This is a genomic window from Parashewanella curva (assembly GCF_003675895.1).
In the GTDB taxonomy this organism is placed as follows: Bacteria; Pseudomonadota; Gammaproteobacteria; order Enterobacterales; family Shewanellaceae; genus Parashewanella; species Parashewanella curva.
Map to the genome: position 1 here is coordinate 24,202 of NZ_ML014789.1, position 16,308 is coordinate 40,509.

A 16,308-nucleotide genomic window follows, 5' to 3' on the forward strand; every position below is an offset into this window, starting at 1 on the left:
AACCTCTACAGTACAGCTATTTATACGTATTTCTGCGTTAGAACAGCCCGAAATAGACCAGCTATTACGAACTGTTTTGCCTTGAACTACACACAATTAGCAATACTGTAGATTGAACTTATATTTCAATCATAAAAAAAACGACACAGATTTCTTTATACAGAGCTCAGGTTAAATTACCCACTCCCTGTAGCAAAACAGAAATAGACAGCGAATAAAAGCCAATGAAATCATAACGTTAATTCAACGTGCCGTTTTGTAAAATATGTTAATTTCAATCTCAGTTAAAGTCGTTTTTAATAGAGAGAGTTATGGCTGCATCAAAACCATCTATAGGTTATCAGCAAGTCCTACAGCAAGAATTCAAGCCTCAACAAGAACCAAGTAGCCCCTCTCAAGTAGGCTTGGAAGTCAATGGGTTATACTGGTCAACAGCTCCAGCTCCAGCTTTATTTAACTCAATTTCTTCGGCCTGTCCTGACTATACCCCTCAGCCCGCTAATGGCGAGCTAAGTAATTGGTACTCTCCCTTTGGACTAGCTCTGGTGGATCAATCAGCTCACTTTTACAGTCATCAGCAACAAATGACTGGACAAATCACTCAAGCTAGGACTGATTCAGCAGCCTTTATGAACATTAAAGAGTTGCAAGATGCCGTCACTGAATATATTTCAGACACCGTCAGCCAACCTAGTCAAAGAATTCCAGCTGAAAAATATCGGCTCATTGTTCGTAAAATATTAGCTAGTAGCCTAGATGAAAACTTAAAAGCCCTATCGAAGGAGGCCATTCTATCAGCCTATATGAGCTCCCAAAAAAGCCATAATACGAATGTTTTGTTATCAGGTTTATTTAGGGCGCAGTTTACACTGCAACAATTGATACAAAATTACAATATTACCTATAGGATTTATCAACAATCCAATGCTCAAAAGGTTCATAAACTGCTTATGCAGCAATGGACAGAGATTGAAAGTCAATATGAGCAGTTACTTATTATGACGTAAATGCTAAAAGAGGTATCCAATCAGGCACTGCAAGTATGGTAACAAAAACTAAGGAATTAATTGCGCAAAGTCCCTTTTCTTCAACCCCAAAAGCACTACTTGAAGCTATTCTAACCTATCCCTTCCCTAAGGGTGAACCAGAGCAAGTCAGCCAAAATAGGATAAAGGCAATAACTCATAAAGTCTTCACTGAAAACCCTAATATGTCCGAATCCGGAGCCCTTAAATGGTTGGATGAACAAAACAAAAAATTCAGTCAACAACTTAAGAGACAGCGAACACAAAAACGTTGATGGTTACGAACAAAAAGCTTAACAGCAGGAGAGCTTGCTTACCCCAAAAAATAAGCCTTCACCTCTTATACCAATTTGCATTCAATAGTGATCGCTCAGCTGTAGCTAAAGGCCTCCATAGCTGTCAAAATTCCTTTGCCCCAGAGTGCCTATGACTGCACAAATTTTGTTTACCGACATACACTAGTGTCGTTTCTATGATTGTACTTGAACCACTGGCATCACTCTGAGTTGATCACATTTGCCCCCAAATTGGTATTAATGCGAATTGCCCAGCAAATGCAACAGCCTTTTAAAACATAAAAGAAACAATCTGTGAACAATCATTAATTAAATCATAATGCCAATTCAAAATGCTTGTTTTTAAAGTATGCTAATTTCATTCTCAATTGAAAATACTTCGATTGAGATAGGTATGTCGACAACAGATCCAACAACGGCTTTAATCCAAACCTCACTACAACCGATACCAGAAGCTACAAATTCAGAGATATACTACCCCCATGTAAATTGGGAAACACATGGTAATTATTGGCAAGTCCAGCAAACTGATACACCAGCTGAATTAGAATCCATAAGTCCTCCCTATACGACTCTTCCAGAGCAAGGGCATCAACAATTAGTATACTTCCCCATAGACAACGAAACGCGCCCACCCTCGCGCCCCGAAACTCAATCAACAGCACAAGCAAGCGGAACCGCATCCCAGCGACAACCTAGTTATACGGTAGATATACAACAATCAGTTAAAAACACAACTTTTTTTCAAGAGCTTATAGATACAGTTACAGATTATATTTTTAACTCTGTAAGCGACCGTGGTAGCCAACAAAATGGAACCATTAATAGCCAATCTATCACTGCCAAAATTAAAACCACTTCGGGCATCAATGAAGAGGTAAAGCAAGTCTTTATTGCTGCCATTTTGGCTGCAAAACAAACTACGATCAGAAACCATCAGCTGTATTGCCATATGTTAGACCTTATTAATATTCAGCTACAAATATCCACTAAACGACAGCAATATACCAATCTTCTAACGACTTACTTGAATCGACAATCACAAGGCTTATATCAAGAGCTTACAACTAAAAGGAAAGAACTAACTGAACTCTATAAGCAACTAATTTTTCATACACAATACTTAAGGGAGATAGATAAAACAGGTACTGTTTGCATGACTTCAAAATCATCAAAAATGCTGGCTGAGAGCCCTTTTTCCCCAAAACAAAAAGCGTTGCTAAAAGAATTATTGCAATTTAAGTTTTCAGACGTCGAGCCCTTTGAACAAAGGGAGCTTAGGATTGGCTATCTTCTAGACAAAACAGTTCCAAAAGAGCCTGAGTGTTGCATGTCAAAAACACTAGATTGGCTAAAAGATCAAAACGATATATTTAACCGAAAAATTGCAAGCCAGCAAGCACAAGAAGACCAAGAAGTGCAGCAACTGCTGAGTGCTCTTGAAGCAATCCCCAGTTCAATACCAATCGCAGCCCCCATCAGTTCTAAAGCCAAAATAAAACAAAGCACTAGGGTGGGAGACTTGACGCTAAGAGAACTTAAACAAGCAAATATTCGAACAAAAAAGCAACCAGTTTCTCCTCCCCCTGCGTTTAGCCCTAAATCAAATCAAGCTGAGCTAACAGTAGATGAATTGGAAGAGAGATTAAAACAATTGCGCGATGACCGTAGCCCAACATCTGAACCTGAACAGCCCGTATTACCTCAGTCTTATTCTTATCCAGCAAGTGGCACGGCCACAAGAGAAGCTGATTCCGGCCCAGTTCAAAAAGTAGAAGCTTTTTTACAACCTGACACTTCGATAACTACACCAAGGGTTACTGATACTCCAGATGCAATAACAGTTCGAATTGATACAGATGATAACGAAATAACTAAAGAGCTAAAAACTAGGTTTGAATTATTGAAATATAAAGGTAACGGCACTCCAACAATCAATTTTGTCAATGAGCATAATGAGCCTATTCCCTTTCAAATCCCAGCTGAGTTACTTAAAGAAATCCTAGCGCCAAAGCCCCCTCAAAATCAGCAAGTGTCCACTTCAACGTCACAATTAGCTAATGCAACTTCATTAAAGCCATCGATTACGGATTTAATGCTATTTTCAATAACTCCAGCTAATGTATCTACAGAACAACAAAAAGTTCGACCTGTAATAGAAGAGCCTAAACCAAGCCCTTCCGATCCGATAGCCCCATTTTTCCCTCCTTGGGAAACAACAATATCTCAAGTTGAGGAAAAGCGCTTATTAGATGAAGTCAATATTGGAAAAACTAATACAGAGTGATTTGGACGGTATAAAACTAATGCTAACTCAATAAGCTAGGGTTCAAGAAGCGTTTGTTAGGATGGCTTCATTGTTTAACCTAACAGGAATGACCCAATGAAAAAAACTACAAATATTTTATGCCTTATTGCCTCACTTTTTTTAAGCCAAATGGCAATAGCTGGAGATATAGTTGTTAAACAAGCATGGATAAGAGCCATGCCCTCCTCATCTAAGGTCGTCCCTATTTACTTAACGATGCAAAATAATGCAAATAAGTCTATCGCGTTAAAAGCCATAGCAACCAGTGCTGGTAAAGTAGAGCTGCACAAAATGGTAATGAATGATGGCATGATGAAAATGCTACCTGTAAAGCAAATCCTAATTAAAGCTAAAAGTGTAACTAAACTCGCTCCAGGTGGTTTCCACGGCATGCTAATGAATTTTACTTCTGGCGTTCCTAAATTCGGCCAAGATATTCCTTTAACGCTCACTTTCACAAATGGCGATACTCAAAACGTTGTTGCCCATGTTCAAAAGATCTAAGTTAACCTCAACTCTGAATAACGAAATCAATAACACTCTGGTTTACATTGCAGACCTTAAAATTGTATCTACAGTGCAGCTCATTTTGTGTAGTTCAAGGCAGACCAGTTCGTAATAACCTGCCCATTACGGGCTGTTCAAACACAGAAATACGCATAAGTAGCAGTGCTGTAGAGGTTGGCTTTTGCAGAGCTGAGGTTAACCAAGTTTAATCATTTGAAAACAATGCATTAGCCATTGATACGCTATCTTTATATCATTAACAATATACAGGTAATAATTATGGCTAGTGCCGACTTTTCAACATCAACACCTCCTTTACTACCCAATTCTTCTGTCATCCCAGAGGAGGTAACAGCTGACCCCCAACAAGATCCCAAAAAAGCATTAGCAACTATAAAGCAATCGTGTGAGCAGCTCATCGGTATCCTTCCTACTGCTCCCAAAGTTCCTGTAACAGATGTTGAAAAAAAAGCATTTGTATCAGACAAACATGAAACCTGTCGAGCTAACTTAACTTACCTTATCTTTGTTGCCAGCATGGAAGCCCCAAATGATTATTATCGCCCTATTCAAAAGGCAATAAGAACAGAATTGCTAGCTCCCTTACAATTGCTAATAAAGCTGTTTGACAAAAGTCAATTCCCACTAGAAATTGACACTAAAATACAGCTCCTAGATAAAACATTTAATAATTTAAAATCCCAATTAGAAGAAACAGACATTGCCATTCTCGCTCAACAGATAAAATCATCTATAGAATCTCATAAGGATATTACGCCTGTTAATGGGGAACATAGCGATACCTCCCCAACTCACCAATGGACAAGTTACCAGAAGCTTCTGATGAACTCCTTAGCTTCAGACATAGAAGTTTCTCATACCAGTCAAAGTGACAAAATTAGTTATCATGAAGCTTTTGAAGACGATGCATTTTTGTGTGAGCTACTTGAAGCAGCAATAAAAAAAGGAAAAAGAGGTGAGCCAACATTAAAGTTAATTGCAAAATACTTACAAGAGAAACAATTTGACAGCCCAATGACAGCTTCTTCTCATTCGACGAGGAACTTCTGGAAAGAATCACTTACCCGTAAAAACGAATTCCAACCAAGATACGTAGAGACACTACACAAATTAGTCCTAGCTTGCAATGATCCTCAAAACTCCTTATTGCATAAACTTGTAAAAGATAACTGCTTAGTTTCAATTAACTTTTTAAAAAATATAGAGCAAGGCTGGCTCGATGCAGAGACCTCCACGAGACATTATGATATAAGTGATACGGACTCAAGCGAAGATGAAGCTAAACAAAACACAAAAAGAGTTAAAGCTAAAAAAGTTGACACCTCTAAGGTAGACCTAGGGTGGTTATCGGTCACGAAACACTTATCAGATTCAGGTGTAATTAGCTGGGATGTTAAAGATGAACAAGGCTTCACTCCACTATATATTGCTCTAGCACAGGAAAACTTCCAGATTGCTGAAGTGCTTACTCCATGCATGCCTTTCTGTGAAACGCTCTCCATAGACGCTGAATCTCAACGAAATACACTTCATACTCTGGTTGAATACCAGCAAATTAAGCTTATCAAGCTTATAGGCCATCAAGCAGAAAAATCGGCACAGGAAGAACGTTTAACACTAATGGTTAACCAACGTGATAAAGCTGGTGAAACCCCATTACATTTTGCTTATGCGGTATGTAGACAAGATATCATTGAAGTACTTGAAAACATGGGCGCCAACTCCAGCATAAAAAATACAGCGGGGCAGACCCCAAGTCAGAGAGCACCTCAGCCTTATTGGCGAACTTAACGCTTAAATTTAGAAAATTTATACTCTAACCACTGAGTAATCAGATAATTCAAGCTCTCGATGAGTCACCAATAAAACGGTTTTTTCACTAAAAATTTCGGCAATTAAATTCAAGATATGTTGTTCCGTTTCGGAGTCAAAACTTTCCGTGGGTTCATCTAGCAAAACAATAGGACTATCTCGCAGTAAGGCTCGAGCCAAACTGAGTCTTTGCTTTTCACCTCCAGAGAGCGCTCTTCCTCCTTCTCCAATCCACAAAGACAAACCATTTTCATCTGCTAAGTAACTTAATCCTACTTGTTTGAGTGCTTGCCATAATATTTCATCTTCGACTTGCCCACCATCAGCCAAAGCTAAGGTTAGGTTGTCTTTCAAGCTGGCAGAGAAAATCTGTGCTTGCTGTTCAATATAGGTAATCGCTTGGCAAAGGCTTGCTTCAGAATAATCTTTGATATCAAGGCCATCTAGCAACACTTTCCCTGAATGAGCATCGTATATTCTGGCAATCAGGTTCAATAATGTTGTTTTGCCTCGGCCTGACTCTCCTCGTATCAAGTATTTGCCTTTTGCCTCTATAAACAAGCAAAAGTCATCCAGCAAGCAAGCGTCTTTGTGATAGCCAAACTCAACGTTACAAAACTCGATTTCGCCTTTTTTTACCACTGCCGTATTATCAGGGTAAGATAATGCTAGGCTTTTATCTTCCAGTTCATTGATCCTTTTAGCTGCTAACACGCTAGCGGCAATGTGCCCCCCTGACTGCATTAACGGCAATAACCACTCCATCAATGCCATACTGCCGATGACAATAGCGGCATATATTGGGCCTGTAATCTGTTCAGTTAATACAAAATTGGCCAATCCAGTTATTGCAGCAATAACCACCAAACCATGAAGCACGATCATTAATGCTTGTAACACACCTTGCCTTTGCACTATGCGAATTTGGGCTTGATACAGTGATGCTTCAAACTCCGCTAAATGCTGATACTTTCGCTTCCAAGCTTGAGCAACTGTCAATTCAGTTTGAGTAGAAAGCAACTCAAATACTTGTTCACGATAGGCGACTACGGCTTGTTGCTCTAGCTTCCTTGATGAATAAAATAGTTGATAACCTAGCCATGGAAGGCTAATACCAACAGCCCCTAACCCCAATAGTAAAACCAACGCTATTGTCCAAGACCACCAAGCCAACACTAAAACGGCGATACAACTTAAAATCAAATAATGGGCAACCGGTGTAAGCCCTCTTAAATACAACTGATCTAAAGTATCGATATCAGTCAATAACCGATTGAGCACATCGCCCTTTCTGAGCGTTCGTAATTGGTAAGTGGCAATACCTTGTAATCTTTGCCATATCTTAATTCGGATCTGAGTTAAGATGGTCAAGGTCACTTGATGGGTTACAATGCGCTCAAAATAGCGACCAGCGGTTCTAGCGACGGCAAGAAATCGCACCGAAGCCGCAGGAGTATAAAAATTGAAGTTTTTAATCATGAGGGCACTAAAGCCAGCGAGCGCTGTCGCCGTTAAAAACCAACCAGAAACAATCAGTAACCCGATACTGGCGATTAACGTGATAACACCAAGCAGAACACCGAGTCCCATTCCCTGCCAATGTTGACGCCATAAAGTCAAGTAAGGTTTTATGGCATGATAACTTACCCACTTGGTAGAATGCTTCATTTTTGATTCGCCCCAAGCTTCATAAATTCAGAACCAACTTTTGCTAAAACACTAACTGCTCCTTGTTCAACGATTTTCCCTTGTTTCATCACCCAAACTTCATCCATATCATTAAGCTTCGAATACTGATGAGTGCTAATGATGCAACCTGAGTCAATGGATTTTTCTAACAACACCGACCAAATCTTATCTTGATTAAGTTCATCCAAAGAAGCTGTAGGTTCATCGGCAATTAATAAAGGTTTTGACTGAAGCAAGAGGATAGCCATGGCTAACCTTTGCCCTTGCCCTACTGATAAACCTGTATTTTTTTCAGTAACCATTAGATCTAGCTGAAGCGGGTATTGCTTCACACTGTCTGCTAATCCGACTTTTTCGAGTTGCAGCCAAATTCCAGCCTTTGAGATTTCAGGTTTCAACAGCCCAAAGCTTTCTTTTATTGTGCCAAAAGGTAATCGAGGTTGTTGTGGTAACCAAGCAAGGCGTTGATACCAAGAGGCGTTTTTCAGTTGCGATAATTCGATACCATTGACGGTTAAGCTACCTTGATAGGGATAGAATCCTAACAAGCCATTAAGAAGCACGGTTTTACCACTGCCACTTTTACCAACAATCGCCACTTTTTTACCTTGCTGCCAATGAAAGTTTAATGGGCCAATTAAGGCTTTTCCTTGATGGTCACGCACCACCCAGTCCTTAGCTTCAATGCTCAAAGGCTGCTCATCTGATAATTCGCTCATCATTTCAAAATCAGGTTCTGGTTTATTCACTAGTTCAACTATCGCTTCGCTAGCGGCTACGGCTTGCGATTTGGCATGGTAATAAGCACCTAGCTCTCTTAACGGTTGATAGAACTCAGGAGCCAGTAGCAAGATAAATAACGCACTGAATAAAGATACTTTCACTCCATAAAAGCCGATGTCCAAATACTCTAGAAAACTAAAGCCCAGATAAACCGCCAACAACGCAATCGACACCGCAGCAAAAAATTCTAGTACTGCTGAACTTAAAAAAGCTAACTTAAGCACTGACATAGTGCGACTTCGATAGTCTTCAGACACCTTCTTAATTTCTGAAAGCTCAGACTGATATCGATAAAATAATTTTAAGGTCGCCAATCCAGAAATACGGTCAGCAAAATAGGCGCTTAATCGTTGTAAGGATAAGGTATGTTGTTGACTCGCTTTAGCTGCTCCCATACCGACTAAAATCATAAATAATGGAATTAAAGGTGCGGTAAGCAATAAAATTAATCCTGCTACCCAACTTTGGGGAAATACCACCACCAACAGCATTAATGGAATACACACAACCATTGCCATTTGCGGCAAATAGCGGCTATAAAATTCTTGTAGTTGCTCCACTTGCTCCACCAGCATACTACTCCATTCACCCGCGGGTTTAGTTTGAGCGTACATAGGCCCTAATTGGTGAAGCTTATGCAATATTCCTTGTCGTAATCGTTGACGAACATTCTGCCCAATTTGATAACTGTAGAGTTCTTTTCCGTAACTAATCATGGCTCTTAGCAAAGTTAAAACAAGCAACCAATAGAGAGCTGTATTTATGTCAGCCGATGATTGCTTAATAATCACTTGTTCAAGCGTGGTGGCAACAATGTACGCCTGAGCAATCAGAATAACTCCTAGGAGAGCGCCTAAAAGCACTGTTATAGATAAGGGAAATGTAGACGATTTTGCTTGAGCTTTTAGCCAAGATAAAAGCTGTTTCTCGGTATTATCGACCATAAAAATAAAAGTAAAAACAATGCTGTAGACACTATACATACGTTCAAAGAATATGCAAAGTTCAAAAGTTTTCGAAAAAAAGCCTATGGAGAACCATAGGCAAATTCACTAACGGAGAGGAAGGATGAAACAAAAATCTAAATTAATCTGTCTTAGTTAACTTCAGCTCTGCATAAATCAAAAAGTTATTAATTTCATTATACAGAGTTGAGGTTAGTTAATAACATCAAGATCGTACCAAGGGGTTGGGTTGATTGGGCAACGAAAGCGAACACCTGCTTCGGTAACGGTAACCACGTCACTGCGTTTAGTTTCACCCGGCTCAAGTGGGAACATATCTAACAGCTGATGAGACTTATGATGCTGTAGCTGGAAGCCCACTAATTTGTCGGCTTTATTAGTGATAACAAACTGGTATTTACCTTCTTTTAAACCCGCTAACGTATCTTTAGCGGTAAAGTGACCACCATGTTGATCTAAATAAATTACTGTTACTCCATCTTTATTCTGTTGTGGCGTACCAGCCATTACAGAAATAGAAAATACAGCTGCTAAAATCACGAGCATAGAGCGAGCAATATTTATTAATGAACGAGACATAATGTTTCCTTAAATTCAATTGTTACTGAGACATGTACATACTAGGTAACTCTTTGTTTTTAGGATATGTTCTATCATCTTAACTTTATGTCGTATCGTCTAAGGACTATTGATGCAACTACTTGAACAGGTATTAAAAGGATTTCACTTAAATTCGACCGTATTTCATTTAGCGAAAGCTTGTCATCATTGGAGTACCGATACTTCTGGCAGTGGAAAAGCCAGTTTTCATTTTATTTCGAGTGGTCAGGCTTATGTTGCGATGGAAGAACACGAAGGCATCCACCTTAATGAAGGCGATATCGTCATTTTTCCTCATGATGCAAAGCATCAATTAAAAGATTCCCCAACCACACCTGACACGACTCCTCTTTCTCAACACCCGATTACGAGTTCTCAGGATGGAACTGGGTTAGTATGTGGTTACTTTGATTTAGCTGAAGATGCTCGCCATCCACTAATTCAGCAATTGCCAACAATGCTACTTATTCGACAGCAGGATACTAATGGGAGTTTAAAGTTCTTATTACAATCTCTCATCACTGAAGCTGAGCATGGATTAGCCGGACAAAAACTTATCGTAGAAAAACTGTCGGAAAGCTTTTTCTTACTCCTGTTACGCCAAGAGCTATTGAATAATCAGGATTTAGGCTATGTCAAAGCCACTCTCGATCCAAAAATGAATAAGGTAATGACGGCCATTGAAAGTGATTTGTCAAAACCGTGGAGCTTAGAACAGCTAGCCTCTATCGGTGGCTATTCTCGTGCGAATTTAGCCAAACAATTCAAACAGTTTTTCAATCGCTCCGTGATGGACTATGTGATTCAACTTCGTATGTCTCTGGCGCAAAAACAGCTCAGACAAGGTAAATCTGTATGGGAAGTGGCCTTAAACGTTGGTTATCAAAACGATGCTTCATTTGCTAAAGCCTACAAAAATCACTTTGGTGTAGGACCAGGAAGAAGTCGTGAAAAGCCGAGAGGGAGCTAATACCAATTATAGTAATTAAATGCTCAACTCAGAGCTATGTATGCGCTCAAAGTACAAACGAAATTGGTGAAAACATAGTTGTTCTACGTTGAGACAATTTTGTGCCGTAATTTTTGCGCATACAAGCTCCCGAAGGGCAAGGCTAAAGGCTTCCATTACTGTGTTGCATGTTCTCGAATTAACCCGTTAGTACTTCGAACATGCGCCTTGTACTGAAAACCTTTAGCTCTTGCTGAGTGAGAGATTAATTACTGTAATTGGTATAAGACCAATTATGCGATAACGCATACTCTTTTAGATAGTTTAGCTTGTCTCTGCAGTGAATCAGTAATATCGGTGCCATAGGTAAAGTAAAAGGCTTTTTCTACTTCTTGTTTGTAAATAGAATGCGTATCAGGAATAACAGACAAAACCTTTAGATTTTTAATGTCGAACCTGTCCGCAGCAATCGTCCCCCTCAAGCCTCTTTGACCTTCAAAAGCAAGAAGCAGCTTTTTATCATCAGTCTTTTCATTCAAAGTGCAATGTGTTGGATGTTGCTTGACAAAAATCTCTATTGCTTCTGATACTGTTGTCTCATTGGTAACCCAAATTTTAAACACTCTAGAATCAAAATGGATAAAACCTATCTCAGTAGATTCAAGTACCGATATTGATTCTGCGTTTATCAAACCTGAATTAGACCCTAAACGCATTTGTAGAGTAGACATATAATCGACCAATAGTGACTAGAGGCCGTTCCCAATTAGATATAAGTCTTTAACTAGTAACGGCCTCTACACATTGAATTTCATAACTTTATAAAGAAGCTAACGCTTCACTCAGTTTATTAACACCAATCACTTCCATCCCTTCAGGCGGCCTTTTAGGGGCATTCGCTTTGGGGACAATCGCACGTTTAAAGCCGTGTTTAGCCGCCTCAACTAGACGCTCTTGTCCATTAGGCACCGGGCGAATTTCTCCCGATAACCCCACCTCACCAAACACCACAAGATCATTAGGTAGAACATTACTTCTAAAGCTAGATACCATCGCCATCAATAATGTTAAATCGGCACTGGTTTCTGTAACCTTAACACCGCCCACCACGTTAACAAATACATCTTGATCCGACATTTGCAATCCACCATGTCGATGCATCACCGCTAATAACATGGCTAAACGATTGGCGTCCATACCGACAGCAACTCGTCTCGGGTGTGACATAGAAGAATTATCCACTAGCACTTGTAACTCCACCAGCAAAGGACGCGTTCCTTCCCACACCACCATCACTAGTGAACCTGAGGCTTCACCCTCACCGCGCGACAAAAATATAGCGGAAGGATTTGCCACTTCTTTTAAGCCACGCTCCGTCATCGCAAACACACCAAGCTCATTAATAGCACCAAAGCGGTTTTTATGAGAACGTAAGGTGCGATATCGACTGTCACTGTCACCTTCGAACATTACAGAACAGTCAATACAATGCTCTAACACTTTTGGCCCAGCCAAACTGCCATCTTTAGTGACGTGACCGACCATGATCACTGCAATGCCCTGCTGTTTGGCAAAACGAGTAAGGTAAGACGCTGATTCTCTCACCTGAGACACACTACCGGGCGATGAGGTCACATCTGCCATGTGCATCACTTGAATCGAATCCACTACTATGAGTTTTGGCTTTTCTTTTACGGCAATATCACAAATGCGCTCTACACTGGTTTCCGATAGCATTCGTAGTTTATCGGTTGGCAAACCGAGTCGGTTAGCACGCATCGCCACCTGTTGTAATGACTCTTCTCCTGTAACATACAAGGCAGGCATACTTTCAGCCAATTGACATAAGGTTTGCAGCAGCAAGGTACTTTTACCAGCTCCTGGATGACCACCGATCAAAATTGCCGATCCCGGCACAATTCCGCCGCCTAACACTCGATCAAACTCTGTAAAAGAGCTTGGAATGCGTGGCAATTCATTCAAATCAATTTCATTTAAGGTTTGTACTTCACTTGCACCCTCGCCTGCATAGCCACTAAATTGAGAATTCCGAGCCGCTTTTACTGAACCTAAACGAACTTCAGTAATAGTGTTCCACTCTTTACACGCGGAACATTGCCCCTGCCAACGGGGAAAATCTTGCCCACATTCATTACAAACAAATGCTGTTTTATTCTTTGCCATTGAATTTTTAAACCATAAAATATTAACAAGTTTACCGGAAACAAGGTAAACTTGAGCACCGTCAAAGTAACTCTGGCACTGCTTTTGCTAAAGTTACCAGTCAGCGTTTTCATATTGAAATCAGCTTTCAACCGTTTTCGACGTAAAGGGATCATTTGCTAATGATCACAAGGAGTAAGCCTAACAGGCTCGCAGTAAATTAGCACGACAAAGAATCGACAATGAGTTTTGACCAAGTAAAAGCCCATCTAATTGAGCAATTAAAGCCATTTTTAATGGAAGACGATTTTGAAGATCTGTTTGAACAGTTAACCGCTGACGAAAACAGCACTGATCGCTTTTTATTAAAAATGGAATTGAATCGCTTAAGCACAAAATGTAATCGTGTGATTGACCTAAGGGATAAATCGAACCTTCCCTGCTCGACATTTGTCTTTGATAAGCAAACTCACTTTTTAGACGAGCCTGCGATAGCCAGCTTTAAAGCCGCTGTAAGCCGTTATAAAAACCTATATACCTTAGGTGCTTATGAAGAGGTCATGGCCGAACACAAACGCCGCTTACAAACCGTCCAGGTTGAAGGTATTAAAGAAAGCGTCAAAGATGAATTCATTATCCCAGGGATCGTATTAGGAACCTATTATAACCGTAGTGAAGAACGCATGAATTACAGCGTTCATATAACGGTTTCCCAAATAGGAAAAATTGATGTTGAAGGCTCAACCTTAGATCTTTCCGTTAATGGCGCCCGCATTCGGCTTTCTGCAAAACATGGATTAGACACACGTAAGCCGCTGCTTATCAAATTAACTGAGCTGAGTGACGAATACTATTATGAGGATTTACAACAAGGCATTGAATATCAAATTATCGATATAGAAGAAGACAACGATGCTCATATTCTTAGACTGAAACGTAATACCATCAGTGAACCTCTGTCAAAGTTGCTGGCTAAATTGATAAGAGATTATAAATATCGATATAAAGTCGATGTGAACGAAGTATTTTCCAACACCTTAGGGTTGGGTTATGAAAGTCATTTGCTGCCACATTTACGTCATTTACCGTTATTTTTAAATGGCACCAATAATCAATTAACTCATGCACTACTGAGTCCAGAAAACCAAGCCATAAAAAGTTACTTCACTGATGAAAATGATGTCTGTCAACTGAGTCATACTCTTACTGAAGCTCGATTAGAGCGACATCTGGCAGAGCCCAATGCTCCACAACATCACTTACTTTATTGTTTCACCCATCAAGTTAAACATACGACTTATTTTTATTCAGCCACATTATATGAGCTCAATAACCACAGCTTGAAAAACCTATTTTTTAAATTTGGAGCAAAGAAAAATAGCTGGAGAGTATTTAAACTCTCTAGTATCGTAATTGATAAATTACGAGGTTATAAAGCAGCCATAATACCGGGTGATGACAGTCATTACTCTCCTTTGGTTGAGCAACAGTTGGCCTTATACGAGCACGTAATATATTTATCTGATCTCACGACAGAGGAAGGTAGAGTTCGCTATCAAAATGTTCAATCCCAAGCTACTCCAAACTTACTTAAAGTGTTCGCACAAAAAAAAGCCAGCATCAGCCATATAAAATTTGCGACACTTGCATTTGCAGAGCGACGCCAAGAACCTAGATACAGTTTTAAAACAGAAATAAGTATTCAGCAAGATGGCCAATCTATCGTCGGTCATTCTCAAGATATTTCCACCAAAGGTTTCCAAGTCATCATGCCATCACCATCGAGTTTTAATGGTGAAAAACTCGTTTGGCTTGGATTTCCTAAATTGCAATCACTGGCAGGCAAAACTCAATTACACAACTTGCCTTACAAGCTGGTCATGCAGCGCAACAATGGTCAACAGTTGCATTTAGTGGCAGCTCAGTCTAAAGAGGCTCACACTGGCGTGACTTTCATGAATCGCCTCATTATCCATAATGAAGAAAAATTGAAACAATTATCTGAATCAGGCGAACGCACGAGTGAATTATCTGATGGATTAAAAAATTTGGTGATGCGTAAGCTGCCAGCCACGCCGTTTTTTATCGAAAAAACCCAAAAATCAGCAAAAATCTCAGCCATTGCAATAAGTTCTGAAAGAGATCCTGTTGCCGAACTCTTTGCTGCTAATTCTAAAGAATCGTTAACTTATGATTTAACCCCACTATTCGAAAATGGCTTCTTTAAAAAGCACATTATTGACTTTATCCGTCGTACCCGTTCTCATCAAGAAATGATGCATGTGGATTTTTATCTGCACTTGATCCGCCGCTCACGCGGGACTTTCGGCTTAAAGTGTGTCACAAAAGACTCCCTTACCAGTCAAAGTGAACAAATCGATTTTATTAAAACAGGACAGCAAGTAGGGCGATTTGTTGCTTTAAGAATGTTTGTAGGAGTTACTGGCAAACCAGACTTGAAATATATCCAGCAAGAACGAAAGTACATATCACAACACGCTGCACATAAAGCCAAACAACTGGAAGAGAAGCTCTGGTACACCATTGGAGTAGGTGAAATTATGGATATTACAGCTGAAGTATTGCATCGTGATCTGGGTACTAATATAAGCTAACGTAATCACCCAGAAATTGAAAAAGACTTAGACCGTGTCCCGTACATACACAACCTAACTCTGCGTGTACGGGATTCTAGTTCCCGTTAACCTTTTATGCTTTTTTACAGCGAGATTCCCACACAAGCTATTGATAATTTAAATAGAAGTGACCAGTACCATCACAACAGAATGTGATGTGGATCATTGAAACCGCAAATACCCTCATAATCACTCTTATCATTTGATTTATTTCTGCCGATATTTATAAATAATCACATTTCACAGCAACAATATATTTTCATCGTATACCTACATTTCGCATGGTGATTTAAGTATCCGTACATTTTCAACCATTAACAAAAAAACAACATAGATCTTGTAGTGTTCTCATACGGTTTACCAAATTTTAAGCATGCCAAAAGGCTTCTGTCGTGAAGCGAAACTTTTCTTGCCTTAACATTATGCTATGTTGTAAATACGACTCACCTCACTACCAAACAGGGTTAAAATTTTTCTCTTTTCTGGAGTAATACCCGATATCGCTGAACCTTGTTCTCTAATTGTAACGACGTGAACAGCGCTCATAACTTGAA

The 16,308-nt window shown here is 39.8% G+C and carries 12 protein-coding genes; 7 read left to right on the plus strand and 5 right to left on the minus strand.

Features of this window, described 5'->3' with window-relative positions:
• Nucleotides 1-311 precede the first annotated feature (311 nt).
• The 5 genes from D5018_RS13210 to D5018_RS13230 all read left to right on the plus strand — a co-directional run bounded on the left by D5018_RS13210 (nucleotide 312) and on the right by D5018_RS13230 (nucleotide 5,948).
• Nucleotides 312-1,007 carry a hypothetical protein gene (locus D5018_RS13210; RefSeq protein WP_121839471.1) on the plus strand — a complete coding sequence of 232 codons (696 nt, stop codon included), beginning with the start codon at nucleotides 312-314 and terminating at the stop codon, nucleotides 1,005-1,007.
• A gap of 35 nt (nucleotides 1,008-1,042) precedes the next feature.
• On the plus strand, nucleotides 1,043-1,300 hold the full coding sequence (locus D5018_RS13215) for a hypothetical protein (protein ID WP_121839472.1): 258 nt from the start codon (nucleotides 1,043-1,045) through the stop codon (nucleotides 1,298-1,300).
• A 415-nt stretch (nucleotides 1,301-1,715) separates the two neighbouring features.
• The gene (locus tag D5018_RS13220; RefSeq protein ID WP_121839473.1) at nucleotides 1,716-3,608 is read left to right on the plus strand and encodes a hypothetical protein; all 1,893 of its coding nucleotides are present in this window, start codon (nucleotides 1,716-1,718) and stop codon (nucleotides 3,606-3,608) included.
• A gap of 96 nt (nucleotides 3,609-3,704) precedes the next feature.
• Nucleotides 3,705-4,133, plus strand: coding sequence for a copper chaperone PCu(A)C (locus tag D5018_RS13225; protein WP_121839474.1), 429 nt, complete (start codon nucleotides 3,705-3,707; stop codon nucleotides 4,131-4,133).
• A 282-nt stretch (nucleotides 4,134-4,415) separates the two neighbouring features.
• Nucleotides 4,416-5,948 carry an ankyrin repeat domain-containing protein gene (locus D5018_RS13230; RefSeq protein WP_121839475.1) on the plus strand — a complete coding sequence of 511 codons (1,533 nt, stop codon included), beginning with the start codon at nucleotides 4,416-4,418 and terminating at the stop codon, nucleotides 5,946-5,948.
• An 18-nt stretch (nucleotides 5,949-5,966) separates the two neighbouring features.
• On the opposite strand, the gene cydC is transcribed toward D5018_RS13230, so the two are convergent.
• The 3 genes from cydC to D5018_RS13245 form a co-directional block, all read right to left on the minus strand.
• Entirely contained in the window at nucleotides 5,967-7,637 is a 1,671-nt protein-coding gene (cydC, locus tag D5018_RS13235) for a thiol reductant ABC exporter subunit CydC (RefSeq protein ID WP_121839476.1), read from the minus strand.
• Nucleotides 7,634-9,424: a heme ABC transporter permease/ATP-binding protein CydD gene (gene cydD / locus D5018_RS13240; protein ID WP_121839477.1), complete on the minus strand. Its 1,791-nt coding sequence runs from the start codon at nucleotides 9,422-9,424 to the stop codon at nucleotides 7,634-7,636. The genes cydC and cydD overlap by 4 nt, the downstream gene beginning before the upstream one ends.
• 174 nt (nucleotides 9,425-9,598) lie before the next feature.
• Nucleotides 9,599-9,985: a hypothetical protein gene (locus D5018_RS13245; protein WP_121839478.1), complete on the minus strand. Its 387-nt coding sequence runs from the start codon at nucleotides 9,983-9,985 to the stop codon at nucleotides 9,599-9,601.
• A gap of 112 nt (nucleotides 9,986-10,097) precedes the next feature.
• Here D5018_RS13245 and D5018_RS13250 point away from each other — a divergent pair, with 112 nt between their 5' ends.
• Nucleotides 10,098-10,976: an AraC family transcriptional regulator gene (locus D5018_RS13250; protein WP_121839479.1), complete on the plus strand. Its 879-nt coding sequence runs from the start codon at nucleotides 10,098-10,100 to the stop codon at nucleotides 10,974-10,976.
• A gap of 272 nt (nucleotides 10,977-11,248) precedes the next feature.
• Here D5018_RS13250 and D5018_RS13255 read toward each other — a convergent pair whose 3' ends face one another.
• Nucleotides 11,249-11,686 (minus strand): hypothetical protein, encoded by a 438-nt coding sequence (locus tag D5018_RS13255; protein WP_121839480.1) that lies wholly within the window; start codon nucleotides 11,684-11,686, stop codon nucleotides 11,249-11,251.
• Between the two features lie 88 nt (nucleotides 11,687-11,774).
• The gene (radA, locus tag D5018_RS13260; RefSeq protein ID WP_121839481.1) at nucleotides 11,775-13,139 is read right to left on the minus strand and encodes a DNA repair protein RadA; all 1,365 of its coding nucleotides are present in this window, start codon (nucleotides 13,137-13,139) and stop codon (nucleotides 11,775-11,777) included.
• 221 nt (nucleotides 13,140-13,360) lie between these two features.
• On the opposite strand from radA, the gene D5018_RS13265 reads away from it, so the two are divergent.
• Complete coding sequence (locus D5018_RS13265; protein WP_121839482.1) at nucleotides 13,361-15,733, plus strand: PilZ domain-containing protein; 2,373 nt, start codon at nucleotides 13,361-13,363, stop codon at nucleotides 15,731-15,733.
• Nucleotides 15,734-16,308: the final 575 nt, after the last annotated feature.

Excerpts from the sequence above, each read along its gene's own strand:
- D5018_RS13225 (WP_121839474.1), top strand. The coding sequence starts at position 3,705 with ATGAAAAAAACTACAAATATTTTATGCCTTATTGCCTCACTTTTTTTA.
- D5018_RS13210 (WP_121839471.1), top strand. The coding sequence starts at position 312 with ATGGCTGCATCAAAACCATCTATAGGTTATCAGCAAGTCCTACAGCAA.
- cydD (WP_121839477.1), bottom strand. The coding sequence starts at position 9,424 with ATGTATAGTGTCTACAGCATTGTTTTTACTTTTATTTTTATGGTCGAT.
- D5018_RS13265 (WP_121839482.1), top strand. The coding sequence starts at position 13,361 with ATGAGTTTTGACCAAGTAAAAGCCCATCTAATTGAGCAATTAAAGCCA.
- D5018_RS13250 (WP_121839479.1), top strand. The coding sequence starts at position 10,098 with ATGCAACTACTTGAACAGGTATTAAAAGGATTTCACTTAAATTCGACC.
- radA (WP_121839481.1), bottom strand. The coding sequence starts at position 13,139 with ATGGCAAAGAATAAAACAGCATTTGTTTGTAATGAATGTGGGCAAGAT.
- D5018_RS13255 (WP_121839480.1), bottom strand. The coding sequence starts at position 11,686 with ATGTCTACTCTACAAATGCGTTTAGGGTCTAATTCAGGTTTGATAAAC.
- D5018_RS13230 (WP_121839475.1), top strand. The coding sequence starts at position 4,416 with ATGGCTAGTGCCGACTTTTCAACATCAACACCTCCTTTACTACCCAAT.
- D5018_RS13220 (WP_121839473.1), top strand. The coding sequence starts at position 1,716 with ATGTCGACAACAGATCCAACAACGGCTTTAATCCAAACCTCACTACAA.
- D5018_RS13245 (WP_121839478.1), bottom strand. The coding sequence starts at position 9,985 with ATGTCTCGTTCATTAATAAATATTGCTCGCTCTATGCTCGTGATTTTA.
- cydC (WP_121839476.1), bottom strand. The coding sequence starts at position 7,637 with ATGAAGCATTCTACCAAGTGGGTAAGTTATCATGCCATAAAACCTTAC.
- D5018_RS13215 (WP_121839472.1), top strand. The coding sequence starts at position 1,043 with ATGGTAACAAAAACTAAGGAATTAATTGCGCAAAGTCCCTTTTCTTCA.